The 17,395-nt window shown below is 44.8% G+C and carries 13 protein-coding genes and 5 tRNA genes; 2 read left to right on the top strand and 16 right to left on the bottom strand.

The window, feature by feature from the left end:
• The first annotated feature begins 58 nt into the window (after nucleotides 1-58).
• On the top strand, nucleotides 59-499 hold the full coding sequence (locus ITG12_RS20090) for a DUF4174 domain-containing protein (RefSeq protein ID WP_042604246.1): 441 nt from the start codon (nucleotides 59-61) through the stop codon (nucleotides 497-499).
• A gap of 21 nt (nucleotides 500-520) precedes the next feature.
• Here the strand turns inward: ITG12_RS20090 and cobA are convergent, their stop codons facing one another.
• From cobA to ITG12_RS20140, 10 genes are all read right to left on the bottom strand, one after another.
• Complete coding sequence (cobA, locus tag ITG12_RS20095) at nucleotides 521-1,279, bottom strand: uroporphyrinogen-III C-methyltransferase (RefSeq protein WP_061034725.1); 759 nt, start codon at nucleotides 1,277-1,279, stop codon at nucleotides 521-523.
• Nucleotides 1,280-1,485: 206 nt separating this feature from the next.
• Nucleotides 1,486-2,334, bottom strand: a complete 849-nt coding sequence (locus ITG12_RS20100; RefSeq protein ID WP_038865796.1) for a formate/nitrite transporter family protein — start codon at nucleotides 2,332-2,334, stop codon at nucleotides 1,486-1,488.
• Between the two features lie 184 nt (nucleotides 2,335-2,518).
• Complete coding sequence (gene nirD / locus ITG12_RS20105) at nucleotides 2,519-2,842, bottom strand: nitrite reductase small subunit NirD (protein ID WP_038877303.1); 324 nt, start codon at nucleotides 2,840-2,842, stop codon at nucleotides 2,519-2,521.
• Between the two features lie 13 nt (nucleotides 2,843-2,855).
• The gene (gene nirB / locus ITG12_RS20110) at nucleotides 2,856-5,420 is read right to left on the bottom strand and encodes a nitrite reductase large subunit NirB (RefSeq protein WP_063344324.1); all 2,565 of its coding nucleotides are present in this window, start codon (nucleotides 5,418-5,420) and stop codon (nucleotides 2,856-2,858) included.
• A 276-nt stretch (nucleotides 5,421-5,696) separates the two neighbouring features.
• On the bottom strand, nucleotides 5,697-7,178 hold the full coding sequence (locus ITG12_RS20115) for a nucleoside hydrolase (protein WP_248874887.1): 1,482 nt from the start codon (nucleotides 7,176-7,178) through the stop codon (nucleotides 5,697-5,699).
• Between the two features lie 77 nt (nucleotides 7,179-7,255).
• Nucleotides 7,256-8,608, bottom strand: a complete 1,353-nt coding sequence (locus tag ITG12_RS20120) for a diguanylate cyclase (RefSeq protein WP_227742650.1) — start codon at nucleotides 8,606-8,608, stop codon at nucleotides 7,256-7,258.
• Between the two features lie 128 nt (nucleotides 8,609-8,736).
• Complete coding sequence (locus ITG12_RS20125) at nucleotides 8,737-9,231, bottom strand: hypothetical protein (protein ID WP_248875066.1); 495 nt, start codon at nucleotides 9,229-9,231, stop codon at nucleotides 8,737-8,739.
• 372 nt (nucleotides 9,232-9,603) lie between these two features.
• Nucleotides 9,604-9,677 (bottom strand) — tRNA-Cys (locus ITG12_RS20130).
• 177 nt (nucleotides 9,678-9,854) lie between these two features.
• Nucleotides 9,855-9,928 (bottom strand) — tRNA-Cys (locus ITG12_RS20135).
• A gap of 135 nt (nucleotides 9,929-10,063) precedes the next feature.
• A tRNA-Leu gene (locus ITG12_RS20140) sits at nucleotides 10,064-10,150 on the bottom strand.
• Nucleotides 10,151-10,534: 384 nt separating this feature from the next.
• On the opposite strand from ITG12_RS20140, the gene ITG12_RS20145 reads away from it, so the two are divergent.
• On the top strand, nucleotides 10,535-11,323 hold the full coding sequence (locus ITG12_RS20145; RefSeq protein WP_038880870.1) for a lipase: 789 nt from the start codon (nucleotides 10,535-10,537) through the stop codon (nucleotides 11,321-11,323).
• A gap of 82 nt (nucleotides 11,324-11,405) precedes the next feature.
• Here the strand turns inward: ITG12_RS20145 and ITG12_RS20150 are convergent, their stop codons facing one another.
• The 6 genes from ITG12_RS20150 to ITG12_RS20175 all read right to left on the bottom strand — a co-directional run bounded on the left by ITG12_RS20150 (nucleotide 11,406) and on the right by ITG12_RS20175 (nucleotide 17,233).
• Nucleotides 11,406-11,651: a hypothetical protein gene (locus ITG12_RS20150; RefSeq protein ID WP_038874046.1), complete on the bottom strand. Its 246-nt coding sequence runs from the start codon at nucleotides 11,649-11,651 to the stop codon at nucleotides 11,406-11,408.
• 137 nt (nucleotides 11,652-11,788) lie between these two features.
• Nucleotides 11,789-13,312, bottom strand: coding sequence for an alpha-amylase (amyS, locus tag ITG12_RS20155; protein ID WP_248874889.1), 1,524 nt, complete (start codon nucleotides 13,310-13,312; stop codon nucleotides 11,789-11,791).
• Between the two features lie 319 nt (nucleotides 13,313-13,631).
• Nucleotides 13,632-13,705, bottom strand: a tRNA-Cys gene (locus tag ITG12_RS20160).
• 134 nt (nucleotides 13,706-13,839) lie between these two features.
• A tRNA-Leu gene (locus ITG12_RS20165) sits at nucleotides 13,840-13,926 on the bottom strand.
• 250 nt (nucleotides 13,927-14,176) lie between these two features.
• Nucleotides 14,177-15,883 (bottom strand): D-lactate dehydrogenase, encoded by a 1,707-nt coding sequence (dld, locus tag ITG12_RS20170; protein ID WP_042601504.1) that lies wholly within the window; start codon nucleotides 15,881-15,883, stop codon nucleotides 14,177-14,179.
• A 447-nt stretch (nucleotides 15,884-16,330) separates the two neighbouring features.
• On the bottom strand, nucleotides 16,331-17,233 hold the full coding sequence (locus ITG12_RS20175) for a LysR family transcriptional regulator (protein WP_042601506.1): 903 nt from the start codon (nucleotides 17,231-17,233) through the stop codon (nucleotides 16,331-16,333).
• Nucleotides 17,234-17,395: the final 162 nt, after the last annotated feature.

The raw sequence follows: 17,395 nt of genomic DNA on the forward strand, positions 1-17,395 counted from the left end.
CCACTAAACTTATCGTATAACCTGATAATCGGAGTTTCGCGTTTCAAGGAGGGAAACCATGAACAAGCCTACTATAGCCCTGTTGCTTTCATGCCTCATATCAAGTGCCGCGTTTGGTTACCCTGCCCACTCTCAATATTGGCCACACCGCAGCGTCTTATATTTTGCGCCAGAAAACGACAATCATGTGAAACAGTTTTTGCTAGAGGCTTTAATGAATGAGTGTGAACTTGAAGACAGAGACGTGATAACGCTCGTCATTGCTGAAGATGGGTATACAGAACCGTCTTGGTTGAAAGAAGAGTTTGACCTTAAGATGCTAGCCAAACTTTACGAAGTGAAACAAGGCCAACACACGGCGATTCTATTAGGTAAAGATGGTGAAGAGAAACACCGCTGGGGAGCGAAAACCGATTGGCAATTCATCAACAATCTGATCGATGAAATGCCAATGCGTAAAAGGGAGATGCAGCAGAAACGCAGTCCTTGCGCGATCTAGTGCTTAAGATTACGTCTTTGATTACTTGCCGAACCAATCCAATTTGTTGTGCAGCTGAGTAACGCTACCCACCACAATCAATGCCGGGCTCACGGCTTGCTCTGCCATGCTCGATAGCTCGTTCAACTTTCCTTGGAACACGCGCTGCTCTGGTCGCGTACCGTTTTCAATAATGGCGCATGACATCTCAGGATCTAGCCCGTGAGTGATCAGCTTATCCATAATGTGGCCGCTTTGCTTCAAACCCATGTAGAACACAAGTGTGTTATTGGATTGTGCTAGAGAACGCCATTCAATTTCGCGCCCATCTTTTTGTACATGACCCGTGATGAACTGTACGCTTTGTGCATGGTCACGGTGCGTTAATGGAATTCCGGCATAAGCCGTTGCACCCGCCGCCGCCGTAATACCCGGCACCACTTCGTATTTGATGCCAAATTCTGCCAGCTCTTCTAGCTCTTCACCACCACGGCCAAAGATAAATGAATCACCGCCCTTTAGACGCACAACGCGTTTACCTTCTTGCGCTTTCTGCACCAAGATTTGGTTGATTTGATCTTGAGGTACGCAGTGAAAGTCCAACTTCTTGCCAACATAGATCATCTCTGCTGATGCGTGAGCCAATTCCAGAATGTCTTTCGACACCAATCGGTCGTAAACCACAACTTCAGCCGCTTGAATGGCTTTTAAGCCTTTTACGGTAAGCAGATCTGGGTCACCAGGACCGGCACCAACAAGAGAAACAAAGCCGCTGTTTAAAGATGAGTTAACAGTAGTCATATCAACGCCTATCGAAAAATTTAGATATAAAGAGTAACACTCGCGTTATGCACTTAGGGTTAAAACCACTCTAAGGAGTTATTACTTTTTATAGCTAAACCAATAAATATGTCGCGAAAGCGAAAGTTAAAAATTGAAATCCAGGTTGGTGAATGGTCCCGCCCATCCAGAAGCGGGACCATATTAAGCGAGTTACCCGTTAATGGTTATTTAGCCATTGCAGGTTGTGCTTTTACTTCTTCTTCAGCATTGATAGAAGGCGCAGTTTTTGCGTGAGTTAGGTACAGTGGAATACAAGTCATCACTAGACCACCAACAATGTTACCTAGGATGGTTGGGATAAGGTTGAAGTTCAACCAAGTCGCGATACCAAAATCAGCACCTAGGATCATACCTAGTGGGAATAGGAACATGTTTACTACTGTGTGCTCAAATACTAATGCGAAGAAGATGAAGATTGGGAACCACATCATTGCCACACGACCAGATACTGAACGGGCAGTCATGTTGCCAATAACGCCCAGACACACCATTAGGTTACAGAAGATGCCGCGTACAAAACACGTGATCCATCCGTCCATCCCCATGTTTTCAAAACCAAGGCTACGCGCGGTAGAAACAGCGACAAATTTCTTCGCTACTGCGTTCAATTCTAGAGAGAAGTTACCTGTTAGAGAGATAGCAACTAGGTAAGCAACAATTAGAGAACCGATAAGGTTACCCAAACCGACAAGACCCCAACAACGGAAGATGCGGCCCCAAGTGATGCCTGGACGGTTTGCAAACTTAGCTAAAGGAGCAAGACCGAATACGCCAGTAACGAGGTCGTAACCCATCACACTTAGAATCACGAAACCAACAGGGAAGACAAGTGCACCTACAATACCAACGCCAGTTTGAACGATAGTCGTAATCGCAACAACGACCGCAAGTGACAGGATAATACCTGCCATTGTGCCGCGAAGTAGCAAATCGCGAGTGCTGGTGTTTGTTTTCGCTTCACCCACATTAATCATGGTTTGTACGAATTCAGCAGGTTTAAAGTCTGTAGACATGAATGTGTCCTTATTCAAAAGTTGAAAGTTAAAAATTAAAGATTGAATAGAGAAAGGCTTCCCGTTAACTCAGTAACACCTTGCTTCCTTGTCCCCCGCAGGTGAACATCGAAAAGCCTTTACCTATTAAATCTAGATTTCGGTTCATTCCCTCCCCCGAAGAGAAGGGAATTTAACCAAGCTCTTATGCTGAGATTTCGACTTTGCCTTTTGTTACACGCGTTTTGTACGCTTTCACGTTAAAGTGTTCGTCTTCCATGCACGCACCTGTTTTCAGGTTAAAGCGTTGTTTCTTAAGTGGGCTTGCCACCCAAAGCTCGCCTTGGTGCTCACAGATCAAACCGCGAGAGAGCACGTTTGATTGGAAAAAAGGGTCTGTGTTGCTAATCGCTAGCACTTCTTCCGCTTCAGTTGGACGGAATACCGCTACTTGTTGACCATCAACCAGTGCACAAACACCTGTGCCCGGTACGATGTCGCTGATTTGGCAAATCTTTTCAAATGACATAATCAACCTTCCCTTATGCTTCTGTAATCGCTACGTGTAGGATGTCGCCTTTCGCTTCAGGGTGCTTCTCCGTGAAGGTTGCTGGGCGGTGCTGTTCGCGTTCTTGTACAAACACAACATTGTCATCGCGTTTGTCTGAGTTAACGAAGTGTGCAAAACGAGTCAGCTGTGATTCATCATTGATGGTTGCAGTCCACTCACACTCGTACTCATCGACTAGTTTCGCAACATCAGTTTCTAGCTGAGCATTAATGCCAAGTTTGTCGTTAACAATCACTTCGCGTAGGTAGTCAACGCCACCTTCCATGTTTTCCATCCAAACTGATGTACGTTGTAGTGGCGCAGCAGTACGGATGTAGAACATCATGAAACGGTCGATGTACTTGATCAGAGTCTCTTTGTCTAAGTCGCTCGCTAGTAGGTCTGCATGACGAGGTTTCATACCGCCGTTACCACATACGTACATGTTCCAGCCGGCGTCAGTCGCGATAATGCCAAGGTCTTTACCTTGTGCTTCCGCACACTCACGAGTACAGCCAGAAACACCGAACTTCATCTTATGAGGTGTACGAATGCCTTTGTAACGATTCTCGATGTAAGAACCTAGGCCAACAGAATCTTGAACACCGTAACGACACCAAGTAGAGCCAACACATGTCTTCGCCATACGAAGTGCTTTTGCGTACGCTTGACCTGTTTCGAAACCAGCGTCGATAAGCTTGCGCCAGATCTCTGGAAGATCGTCTTTTTGAGCACCGAACAGACCAATACGTTGAGCACCGGTTACTTTGGTGTATAGGTTGTATTCTGCAGCAACGTTCGCTAGCGCACCCAATGCTTGAGGTGTTACTTCACCACCCGCCATACGTGGGATAACAGAGTAAGTACCGTCTTTTTGGATGTTACCTAGGAAGTTATCGTTCGTGTCGTGCAGCTTAACCAGTTGTGGCTTAAGAATGTGCTCACCCCAGCAAGAAGCCAAGATAGAACCAGCCAGTGGTTTACAAACTTCACAGCCGTAACCTTTACCGTATTTCTCTAGAAGCTCATCAAACGTTTTGATCTCTTCAATGCGGATTAGGTGGAACAACTCTTGGCGTGAGTATGCAAAGTGCTCACACACGTCGTTCTTCACTTCGATACCAGATTTAGCAAGCTCAGCATTTAGAACAGAGGTCACTAGAGGAATACAACCACCACAGCCTGTACCTGCGCCTGTTACTGCTTTGATGTCGCCCAATGTGTGGTGACCATCAGCAACTGCTTGTGCGATCTTGCCTTTTGTCACGTCGAAACATGAACAAATAACCGCGCTCTCCGGCAATGCGTCTGCACCCAAAGAAGGTTTTTCAGCCCCTGCGTGTGCTGGTAGGATCAACGCATCTGGGTGTTCTGGTAGGTCGATTTCGTTCAGCATAAGCTGTAGAAGATCACCATAGTCAGACGTATCGCCAACCATTACTGCACCTAGCAGTTTCTTGTTGTCTTCCGATACGATAAGACGTTTGTAAACTTCTTGTTCTTCGTTTTGGTAAACGTAACTCTTACAGCCTTCAGTGCGACCGTTCGCATCACCGATAGAACCAACTTTCACACCAAGCAGTTTTAGCTTCGCAGACATGTCAGCGCCTTCGAACTTGCTTTCCGTGTTTCCAAGTAGGTGATCCACTGCAACCGTCGCCATCTTGTAGCCAGGAGCCACAAGACCGTAGAACATTTCGTTCCAAGATGCGCACTCACCGATAGCGTAGATGTTTTCATCAGACGTTTGGCAGTAGTCGTTAATGGCAATACCACCACGTGGCGCAACGTCTAGGTCCATCTGACGAGCCAGTTTGTCTTGAGGTCGGATACCTGCCGAAAATACAATGAAGTCTGTTTCTAGTTCAGTGCCGTCAGCGAAACGCATAACGTTGCGTGCGCTTTCCCCTTCTGCTGCAATCTCAAGCGTGTTTTTGCTGGTGTGAACGTTCACGCCCATACGCTCGATTTTTTGACGAAGCTGATTACCACCAGCAAGGTCAAGCTGCTCAGCCATCAGTTTTGGTGCGAACTCAACCACGTGAGTTTCCACACCCAGAGCTTTTAACGCGCCTGCAGCTTCAAGGCCTAGAAGACCACCACCGATAACCACACCAGATTTGCTTTTCTTCGCACACGCTTCGATCGCTTTTAGATCTTCGATAGTGCGGTAAACAAAACAGTCTTTGCTTTCATGACCTTTGATAGGCGGTACAAATGGGAATGAGCCAGTAGCAAGAATCAGCTTGTCATATTTAATTTCACGACCTGTGCTTGAATAAACAATACGGTTTTCACGGTTGATGTTAATCGCGCGCTCGCCGATCAACATATTGATGCCGTGTTTCTCGTAGAAGCCTTCTTTTACTAAAGAAAGTTCATCTGCAGTATGGTGAGAAAAGTAAGAGGAAAGGTGCACACGGTCGTATGCGACTCGAGGTTCTTCACAAAAAACCGTGATATCCATATTAGAGACATCGGTTTTCTCGACTAAGTCTTCGATGTAACGGTGGCCTACCATACCGTTACCGACGACTACTAGCTTCAACTTGCTCATTGTACTTCCTAAGGGTTAGGTTCTTAACTGTCTGCATTGTTAATTGTGAAAGAAAATTAATACATGATGTAAATCAATTACGGAATTAAACTACCCTAAAGGGGTAGGAGCACTTTTTAACCCGTATTTAAACCTTTGCTTTCGTAACTTAAACAAAATTAATGTAACCCGAATAAAATAAGATCACCCTTTTTGTCATATTTCTTAATAACAAACAAAAAGCAAGCACCAAAATGCTTGCCTTCTCTGTTCAAAAAATTATTTAAATTCAGTCAATTAGACAATGCCTCGAGACGTACCTACCCTCCGCCCTTCTTCCATTTCCCATTGAATGCCGTATTTGTCTATCCAGTAGAAGAAGGAAATAGGGAATCCGTCGAGCTTTTCAGGATGATATTCATCCGACGTATTGATCATGGTTACCCCTTCTTGTTGTTTTAAGTAACGGAAGACTTCACCACAGTTTGAAACTTCTAGCGCGACATGACGAGGGCCGCCTAAGTCATAAGTTTTTGGTTGAGGGGGGATGTCTTTTGTCCCGATTGGTGTGTGATATTTCATCAATTCAAGATAGACCGACGCATAAGGATGCTTCACAAACAGCACGTCAACGACAACATCTTGTCCAGCTAAACCTGCATCTTGGTTAAACTCGGCCATACTCACACCGCGGTAATCCATTTTTTGCCGCTGAGCATCAAGTGCGCGTTCAAAGCCGAGTACTCGCTGGTAGTAATCAGCCGCAGCATCAACATCATCGACAATGACATTGATATGAGATAACCCAAGTACAAATGCACCAATGTCGCGCTCCGCTAAACGCTTGAGCATTTCCGGTTCAGCATCTGGCGATACTTCAACTACATAGTCGACCTCTCGTCCCTGCTCTATCGATTCATTGCAAACCAGATAGGCTTTCTCTTTGTGTTTGTCCGTATCACTTGCCGCGATCTCCAGCTTGGCCTCCCAAGAATGAGATACAAACCATTCTGGATTTACCACATAAGCTGCAGCAACCATGTCGAAAGGAATGAACCCTTCTTTTGCACCAAAGATCAGCTTCCACTCTGTCCACCAAATCATTGAGTGTTGTTCCAGAAAGTGACTTAAACTGCTGGCGTGGCTCATGGCTCTTAGTTCAGAAAAGTTCACCCAGACATCCGCACACACCTCAAAAGGAACCAATGTTAAAGGTACATCGCTACTTAAAAGTACTTCGAAAGCCGCTTCGTCGACCTCAAAGTTGAGATCGCGAAATGGACGCGTTTGATGTTTGCTCGCGACAAAATGCTGGTCGGTACTGCGGCGGCCTGCAACACAAACAATCTTTTCGATGTTGTGAAGCACATCAGAGTAATGTTTAATCAGCAGTGCAATATTGGTTAACGCACCAATTGCCAAAATAGTCAGAGGCTCTTGTTTTAGTTGATCAGCAAGATCGGTAACGGCTTTTGGAACCCCCACAGCAGAGTCAAAGAAGCTTGCACTTCCCTTTGAAACACTCAGATATGTCGGACCAAACTTTTGGATAAAAGACTGTGCGATTTCAGTCGTCACTTCAATATCGTCGCAGTTACCCAATGTAGAGCTTACTCCAACAATATCCACTTCTTGGCTTCGAAGTAACAAGCCCAGTGCATACCCGTCATCGACATCACATGGCTTTAAACCACTCTTGTGACCAATGGTGATATCAGTATCCACCCATAAACGTGTTTGTGAGCCGCAAAACTGTTTATCTTCCCCAAGATGATGCATGGAGACTCCTTTCTCTTTGCTATTTTTTGAATTTAGTTTGGCCAGCGTGGGCCGGTGAAAAACTGGACAAATACCAGTTAAATTTGGATAGGCTTCGCCATGATCACCGTATTTCGGCCAGTGTCTTTGGCGGTGTATAGGTTTTTATCTGCAATTTCAAAAGCACGCTCTAGTGCTGCCTGACAGGATTCAAAGGTTGGTTCTTGTGCTGAGAGTGTTATTGGAACAGCGCCAACAGAGATAGTAACTACACCAGATGGTTGATTCTTCATATGTGGTATAGAGAGTGTTTCTACAGCCTGCCTTAAACGTTCGACTTTAGAATTCAGGACGTCAGGATTGTTACCATAAACGAGCAGAGCAAACTCCTCCCCACCCAAACGATAAGACGGCTGGTCTGCCCCAAGCTGTGAACGGAATACTTCCGCCACGTCACAAAGTGCGTTATCCCCTTCGGTATGGCCATAGGTGTCGTTAAACTTTTTAAAGTTATCGATATCACACAGAACAAAGCAGACGTACTCCATAGTCTTGAGTGAATCTCGAACAAAGAACGGCGCGCTACGTTTATACAAAAACCGAGAACCAACCCCTGTCAGCGTATCAGTATCTGTTTGTTGACGAAGCACACGAAGTTGATTTTTGATCTTGGTGATCAAGCTAGAATATGAGCGTGCCAACTCGCCAATTTCATCAGAACGTCGGATTTCCGGAATATGGGATTGATCTATTTTCTCAATGTCTTTCTTCATCGAAGTAGACAAACGCTTTAATGGGCTAACGATCCACATCGTAACGACATAGATAAGTATCATTGAAATCAAGATGGCAATGAGCGCTTCACGACTTAGCTCTTTGATGAGGTTTAACTTGATATGGTCGAGCTGGCTTGCATCCAACACTGCCCAGATGTAGCCACCGTTATTGTTACGAAGTGGTAGGCAAACATGCAGCACTGACAAGGTAGAATCGTAATAGAAGTCAGTTTGACGTAGCACATCCTTATTCCAAGGTAATTCTGTCTCCCTATTTAAACGCTGGCTATCTTGCAACGCATCGAGGTCGATGCTCGTTTTGTTTACCAGATATTGGAGCTTATTCCGTTTTATCTCATCTTCATCAGGCGTCATTGAAAGCATACGAAGTAGATTATCTTTTTGTCCCTTTAAGCTACCTACTTCGTAATCACTGACATCAATCCGCCATACTTGGTTGGTTTGAGCGAGGTAACGCACAGCTACCTCTTGAGTTTTGTAATCCGATACGCCAGACACTTCGACGAAAAGCAAATCATCGATAGCACTCAAATTTGCCTTAGTAGATGGCATCATTAAGTTTGCGTAATTCCGCCCTGCGATCGATCCAGATAAAAAGGTCATTTGAGAAGAAAGGTGAGTTTTTGCCATGGTCGCAGCATGTTCAATGCGCATATCCCATTCGCTCTGGAACCGAGTCAATGACAAACCAAAGATAATCGACATCACTAACACCAGATGCGAAACAAACAACATCTGGTTAATCGTAAGCCAACCAAAAACTCGCGTGCTCATTTTTGCTACTACTTGTCTTTGTACACACCTAAGACAGGCTCTGCACACGTTCCGTTGATACAGATATCTTGATAGGTCGTGTGACAGCTTTGACAAAAAGAAGGTTCGAGAGATGGATGAGTATGACTGATGTCTTTTCCTTGACGATCATAACTTCCGTATATCGCCATACCGCCAATGTGCTCTGTGACCCAAACGATGCCATCGACTTCAGAAATGGCAACGGCTGTTGGACCATCGATATATGGTCCGTGGGTTTTATATTGTTCTAGTTTTGCTGGATTAACTCGGATCGTCAGTGGCGAACCCTGACCATTATTGATCCAGCTATAAGCTCGAACAGATTCTTGTATAAAAAGAGAGGTATCTGGAGGTAGAACCGTGTCTGCTGGTAGGTTTTGTGACTCTTTTACAACAGGCCAATCGAGCCACTCTTCTGGGTAACTGGCCATTGAAGCAGCGAAAGTTGAACAAGACGCAGCACTTAACACCAAGGCTAGCATTCGCCTGCTTTTACGACTAAACACGTGTTTTTCTCCCTAAAACAACAATGGGCTCGTCCTGAGCCAAAATCTAACAATGTCATATATTAACAATACGTTATATATGATGTTATCAATTAGCCTTTAGTAATGCACCAAGTTTATAATTAACAACGTTCTGTTAATAGAGTTGAATGTGCAAAACTGGAACATAAAATTGTGGTGTTAAGTCGAAAATGAGGATTACGTCGAATTTGACGCAATAAATATCGGTTACTGATGAGTAAATTTATGAACAAACGTCTTAAATTTTGACTTATTGAGTGAATGGTCAGAGGTCTTAAGTGAAGTGATTATGTATTAAAGAGAAGTGATTATGTATTAAAGAGAAGATGGAGGCGCCTCCCGGAGTCGAACCGAGGTCCACGGATTTGCAATCCGCTGCATAGCCACTCTGCCAAGGCGCCATTTTGTCGTTTCTACGAAGAAACATTGAGGTTTTCGTTAGGGTTAACCCTTTCGATGGTCAATGCGACAGATTCTATTCAAATTTTCTAGAAGCTAAATCAGCCTCAAATAATTTAAATAAACACACTAACCTAAATCGTACGTTCGATAATGAGATGCGATGGTACTCAATCGAATGGAGGCGCCTCCCGGAGTCGAACCGAGGTCCACGGATTTGCAATCCGCTGCATAGCCACTCTGCCAAGGCGCCTTACCGATTTTTGTTCTCTGAGACTTTAAAAATCTCAATCTACGAGAGATAGTGCCCCGAGCCGGAATTGATGGTCCGACACTCGGTCGGTCAACTCGACGGCGGGATGTTAAATCCACGCACTCAATTTGCGGATGGTGCCCCGGGCCGGACTTGAACCGGCACAACGCGAACGTCGAGGGATTTTAAATCCCTTGTGTCTACCAATTCCACCACCAGGGCAACGCAATCATGCGATGGCAACACCACCTGCTCTAGCGACCTGTGCCGCGAGAACGAGGCGTACTTTAACGGATTCAGATTTTAGATCAACAGATATTTTGTCTTTTTCATTCATATGGTTAAAAAGGCGACTCACATGCACAATCTACGATCATTTTGCGCAATTCATATACACAGCGAATGGCATCTTCCCTAATCCCGGTCTTGCTTGTACAAACAAAAAACTTCAAAACCCTCCTACATTGAATGAATACTGACGCAGTACTCTGCTTTCACAAGCCCTTGAGTAAAAACGCTTCGCCAACCTCTGTTCATTTCTCATCTTCATCTATTTTTCATATTTCACATCTAGAGTTTACGTTGACCAAGAGACAGAAAAATAATGTGAAGCCTTTAAAACGATATCAGTACGAACGCTACGCCGTCCTTTGTAATCTCGCCTACCCCAGAGTCTTTAAACAGACCCGCTATGGGTTTGATCCTAATGGGCAGCGCATCATTAAAAACGAGTTTGGCAAAACCATGGTCCGTGTTTTATGGAGCAAGAAGCGTACGGAAGTCGTCGTGGTAATTAAAGGTTCGCATAGCATGACCGATTGGTTGTTGAACTTCGCGATGTGGACACGCAGCTGCAAGCGCTTGGGGCTAAACTATCGAATCCATGCCGGCTTCTACCATTTGTTATTTCAAGAAAGTCAACCTTCTCGAAATGAAGATCGTCTTGGTTTGAGTGTAATTGAACGATTAGAAGCCACTATTGTACCTCTAATTCTACAAGGCAAGCGCATCACCATTACTGGGCATTCATCGGGCGGCGCAATTGGTAGCGTGTTTGCCGATTATATCGAAAGAAAGTACCCGAAAAGCATCAAACGTGTCGTGACATTTGGTCAACCAGCGATTGGTGATTGGACATTCAAGAAACGCTATCGTTTAAGCCACAAAACCTATCGAATCTGTTGCGACATCGATATTGTGACCTTTATGCCTCCGGTGCCTTTTCTCTACTGGCATGTGGGCAAAATGCTTTGGCTTTATAACGGTAGGATTTACGAGAACACACCAACGTTGATGCGGCTTGGACGCTCTTTGGTGAGTTGGTTGATACGCCCTTTTTCTTATCACTTGATGAGTAAGTACATTCGAAATAAAGACTTCTTTGATGAACGGTAATCCATTGCTTCGCTTTCTAGGGATTAAAGGACGGATACAAAAAGAGCCAGTATTAAACTGGCTCTTTCGTCTTGGTTCAGAATTACAAGGACGCAATTTCTTTATCAAGTTGGTATTTGTTGTCGGTAACGATGCGCTCTAATACTTCAACGCGCTGTTTGAGCTCTGCGACTTGCTTGTTCAAACCATTTCGCTCTTCTTCACTCATCTGATTGCGTTCAGAGATCTCTAACGCTTTTACTTCCTTACGATGGTTAAGAACCAGCTTAACGATACCACCACCAAATATTGCACTGAATACAATCGCAACAATCAAAACGTCAGCCATAGATTCCTTTCCTTAATCTGCCTACTGATAATGCTCAGGTATAAAGTTACGCATATGTTTCATGAATATCAAACGAGACATTAATTAAATGCGCACTATTTTCGAAATCGGTCACACCTGCGATTCTGCAATCAAGATTATTTAACGCCAACCCAAACAGATACCGAACCTCCGTTTACTGGGAACTCCGCCCATCCACTAGCGTTAGTCCAGACTTCTTCGGTGCGAATACCTAACTTGTCGACATAACGTGTGCTCGGCGAACCGGTGTACATCCATTTTGTTCCGCCAGGACCATCACTCATGATAACCGCCATTGATTTCGGGTGTTCCGCATCCCCTTCTCGTGTCCAACCAATCACATCCCAATGATCAAGGTAGGAGTGCTGCTTGCCATAAGCATAATCTTTACGTGCTTTCACCAACTGCTCAATATACAGCACTTTCACCATGTTGATGTCGTGTCCTTTATCACTGTATTGTGCGCCGTAGTAATCCGCGTAGAACACTGACGGATAACCTTCTTCACGAAGCAAAATGAACGCGTACGCAAGAGGCTTGAACCACCAATCCACCGGAGACTCCAGCGCTTGCAGTGGTTGCGTATCATGGTTCTCGACCAATGTTACCGCTTTCACTGGGTTGTCCTTCATCAAGGTGCCATCCATGATTTGGCGCATATCGAAGTTGCCGCCCGAGCGTGAAGCGTTATAGAAGTTCATGTGTAGCGGTGCATCAAACAATGACATGCTGCCAGAAGTCTTAGTGATAAAGTTATGCAGGTTGTTCACGTCGTAGTTCCAGTACTCACCCACAGTAAACAGCTCTTTGCCTGTCTTCCAACGTAAGTAATCGATCCACTCTTGTAGGTACTGATATTTGATGTGTTTAACCGCGTCCATTCGAAAGCCATCCACACCCGTCATGTCTAAGTACCACTCGCCCCAGTCTTTCAGCTCTTGCTTGACTTGTGGGTGATCCATGTCTAGGTCTGCGTACATGAGGTAGTCGTAGTTGCCTTTTTCAGAACTGACTTCCCAATCCCATGCTTTGCCGTCACCTTTGAATTTGAAGATCGCTTTTTCTTTACCCGAGTCATCCCAGTCGACCCCGTCAAAGTGATACCACGTCCAATGAAAGTCTGAGTATTTATCGTTACGTCCTGGGAAGCTAAATTCGACCCAAGCTTCAATCCATTTGTCGCCGAGTTCAATGTTTCGGTTGTTCCAATCGACTCGCTTGGTGTCGACCCACGATTTACCATCCGCACCGCCACGGTGGTTAAACACCACATCACCATAAATTTGAATGTTGTTTGCGTGTGCCGCGTTAATAGCATCGAGGTATTGGTCTTTGCTGCCGTACTTGGTTCGTACCGATCCTTTTTGATCAAACTCGCCTAAGTCATACATATCGTAAACACCATAACCTACGTCATTGCTACCACCGGCACCTTTGTAGGCAGGCGGCAGCCATAACGCGGTAAAGCCGTTGTCAGATAACGCTGGTGCGTTGTTTTCAACTTGTGTCCAGAGTGTGCCGTCATTTGGCACATACCAATGGAAATACTGCATCATGGTTCCATTTTGTGCCGCCATAACCGGCGAACTGAGCAGCAAAGTTAAAGGTAAAAGTGTGGGTTTAAGGTTGAATGTTTTCATTATTTTTCTCTCACGTTTTAGAACGAAGTTCGAACTTAGAGAGCTAACATGACAGGTAGAAGAGATCCAACTAACCGTCGGTTGTACAACAAAAAGTTCGGACTACAATCATGGAGAAATTATCACCAATCAACCTCTACAATTATTGAGTTGCGTAACATTTATAAAATCAATGACTAATTGAACACAATTATTGAATCCCGATCAAATAACGAGGGAGGAGATAATTAATAAACAGGAGAAAGAGGAAGTGAGGCGCGTCAATTCTATTGCGCTAAAACGAAGAAAGCCCGTCATAATGACGAGCTTTCGAAAAGAATGGAGGCGCCTCCCGGAGTCGAACCGAGGTCCACGGATTTGCAATCCGCTGCATAGCCACTCTGCCAAGGCGCCTTACCGAATTGTTATTCTCTGAGATTATTTAATCTCACTTTATGAGAGATGGTTCTCCGACCGGAATTGATGGTCCGACACTCGGTCGGTCAACTCGACGGTGGGATATAAAATCCACACACTCAATTTGCGGATGGTGCCCCGGGCCGGACTTGAACCGGCACAACGCGAACGTCGAGGGATTTTAAATCCCTTGTGTCTACCAATTCCACCACCAGGGCAACGCAATCAATGCGATGGCAACACCACCTGCTCTAACGACCTTAGCCGTGAGAACGAGGTGTACTTTAACGGATTATATTTCTAGGTCAACAATAAATTTATTCTTTTTGATTCAGATGGTTAAAAACACTACTTAATGTATGGGAGTTGAGCGATTCGATTAAAACTCACACGCAATCTTAACGACCTCGCCCATAAAAATAGAGCCGCTATATTAGCGACTCCCTATCAGCTCTCTCAATGAAAACGCTATGCACAACAGTTACAGTTGCGCTTGTAGCGGTCCATTTTACCTATGCCTGGGTTAAAGGTGTTGGTCGGATCAAGTTGATGGTAGAACGTTTGCAGCGAGTTTTCCGCTTCGTACAGATGCCCTACGTTGTGTTCAGCTGGGTATTTTGCACCACGACTGTTCAGGTGTTCCAACATTAGCTTCTTCATCAGCTTGGTGTCGGTGCCCTTTTTGAATACATAGTCTTGGTGGAAAACATAGCACATAAAGTGCCCATAATAGAGGGACTTAACTAGGTTCTTACTCACTTCCTCAGGTAATGTTTCTAACCACTCCTCATCGTTACGTCGTAACGCGATATCAAGAGCAACGATATCTTCCACTTCCTTGCGGTGAATGGTTTCGTAACGAATGGCTGCACCTGCCGCAGCAAAACGGTGTAGATATGCTTTCTTGCCCTCTTCTGGTGTACATTCGAAGAAGTCACTATCGTGCTCAGCACCCCAAACTTCTTTAAAATATTTTTGTGCTTCGGCAATACCGCCGTCACTCATTTTAAGCACAAGATGGTGCTCGTACTTATCACGGTATTCCAACATCCGCTTAGGAAGATGCTGCGGGAACAACTTGCTTGCGTAATAGAGAATAGTATCTGGCAGGTATTTACTGACTAACGGAACTCGCTCTAGGAAGTTTTCGACCTTAGCTTTAAGCGAGAACATCTTAGGTAGATTGTCTGTACCCAATAGATCGATAGAAAGGAAGACATCTTTACCGTATTTCTCTGCCATGTTGAAGATGTCACGATGAAGGTACTCGCCCATTTCTGGCAAGTTTTCAAACTGAGTAAGGAAGTCTTTTCTTAGCTTGGTAAGTTTATCTGGATCGTTAGTACCTAAATAGAACACCTGCTCTTTCTCAGGAATAGGATAGCTATCGACTCGAACAGCGAACACGCCCAGTTTACCTGCACAACCACTCGCCTCGTACAGACGACGCTCATCCGCATTAAAGCGCGATGGGATATCAGAAGCCACATCACGAACACGTTCGTCGTATTCTTTGTCCGACGCCATGCGTTCATCATGAATCACTTTATCTGGGTCGAAGTTACCATCCTGGATGTTCTGTAAGATCTCTTCAGGCGTCGAGCCTAATCCTTCAATACCAAGGTGGTTTACAAGATTGAGCTTACCGTCCTTGTCGACCTGAGCGAATATGGCAAGCTCTGTATAAGCAGGACCACGTTTAACCAAAGCGCCACCAGAGTTGTTTGCAATACCGCCCACAACGGTTGCGCCCAGAGAAGAAGAACCAATCACCGAATGCGGCGCGCGATTAACTGCTCGCAACTCTTTTTCTAGTGAATGTAAACTTGCCCCCGGAAGGCAAACCGCTTGCTTACCGCCGTCTAACAGATAGATTTGCTTCATCTTGGTAATATTGATCACCACCACATCGCGGTCGTAATCACTACCACTTGGCGCAGAGCCTTCGGTCAGACCCGTCTTGGCTGCTTGCATGATGATGATGCAATTATTGTTCACACATTGTTGGATGACCTTCCACTGTTCTAGCAGAGTCTTAGGAAAAACCACCGCCAACGCCGTGCCGCTTCCTGAGCGAAAACCGCTGCGGTAATACTTGGTTTTGATTTGATCGGTAAGGACATTTTCTTCCCCGACAATGGTGACAAACGCGTCGATGAGCTGCTTCTGTTTCATATCCGTATCTCTAGTTATTATGTCCAGCCAATATAAATAGTCCGAATCTGTACGTCCATGCCACCAAAGTCCGATAACGACGCCCAGATAAAGTTAACCACACTAATTACCCATACATTCAATCAGTTAAAATTCTTAGAACTGTAAAATCAACAAAGAAACTTATCGTTTCCAAAAAGAAACAATAGCAAAGTGCATTGTTAACAAATGTGCACAATATCGAAGAAAAAGAAAGTCGAAAGAGTCAACAAGGCTATATATATCAGACCTCGAGCGAGTATTCAGTTAAAACAAAACCACAACATGTGAACACCATGACGTTATAGCAGCGTTATATGACTGTGACATTGTCGGTTAATGAAGAAAGTCGATAGATTGGAGAGTTTAAAATTTAGAGCGAATTCCTTCGAACAAAGGAGAATCACTCCTTTGTGAAAAATTGAGCCACTAGAATTGATGGCTACGACGCTGAAAACACTGATATAGATGCTCGATAAAGATCTTAATCTTTTCTGGTTGCTGGCGGGTGTATGGGTACACGGCATAAATACCCAAGCACTTAGCCGTTTCGTCTTTAAACAACTGAATCAGCTTCCCTTGCTGCAAGTCTTCATAAACCAGTACCCGAGGCACATAAATGATACCTTGCCCCAGCAAAGCGACGTTACGTAGCGCAGATGAGTTATTGGTACATAGATTCCCATCCACCTTAACCTGATACACCTCATTATCACGCTTGAAAGCCCACTCACGAGCTCCTGTCTCTTGATAGGCGTAAACCAAGCAGTTGTGCTTAGTGAGATCGTCCGGCGTTTTTGGTTTGCCATGCTTGGCGACGTACTTAGGCGATGCACACACAATCCAGTTTGCATCAACAAGCTTACGTGCAATTAGGCTTGAGTCTGGTAAAACCCCAGTACGAATGGCAAGGTCAAAACCTTCGTTGACGATGTCAGCGAATCGATTATCCAGTTCCATATCAATGTTGATATCTGGATAAGCTTGGTTGAATTCAGAAATAACGGTAGGAAGGATAAGTTCACCAGAGATGGTCGGAACGGTAATCTTGATATTGCCGGATAGGCTCTTACCTAAACCAACAATGGATTCTTCTGCGGTTGCGACGGCTTGGTAAACGCTGCGAGCATGTTCGAAGAAGGACTGCCCTGCTTCTGTCAGTTTAAGCGTGCGTGTAGTTCGATAAAGCAGTTGAACACCTATCTCCTGCTCTAATTTGGCAATGCGCTTACTGACGACCGACTTAGTGAGTTCCATTTGTCTTGCAGCGGCACTGAATGAACCTTGCTCAACCAAATGATAGAAAATAATGTAGTCGTCGGTATTTCTCATGTGTCTTCACTGCTTCCTTGTCGAGGAAGACATTCTAAAGAGATTTCACATAGATTGCCGCAAGAAAGTTCACACTTGGCTTTTAAAGGCTTCGTCAACGAGAAAGGCGAGCTATTGAGGCTCGCCTTGTTTCTACTAAATTGAGTAACTTTCCTAGATGGT

The sequence above is a fragment of the Vibrio sp. ED002 genome, assembly GCF_023277445.1.
Taxonomy (GTDB): domain Bacteria; phylum Pseudomonadota; class Gammaproteobacteria; order Enterobacterales; family Vibrionaceae; genus Vibrio; species Vibrio jasicida.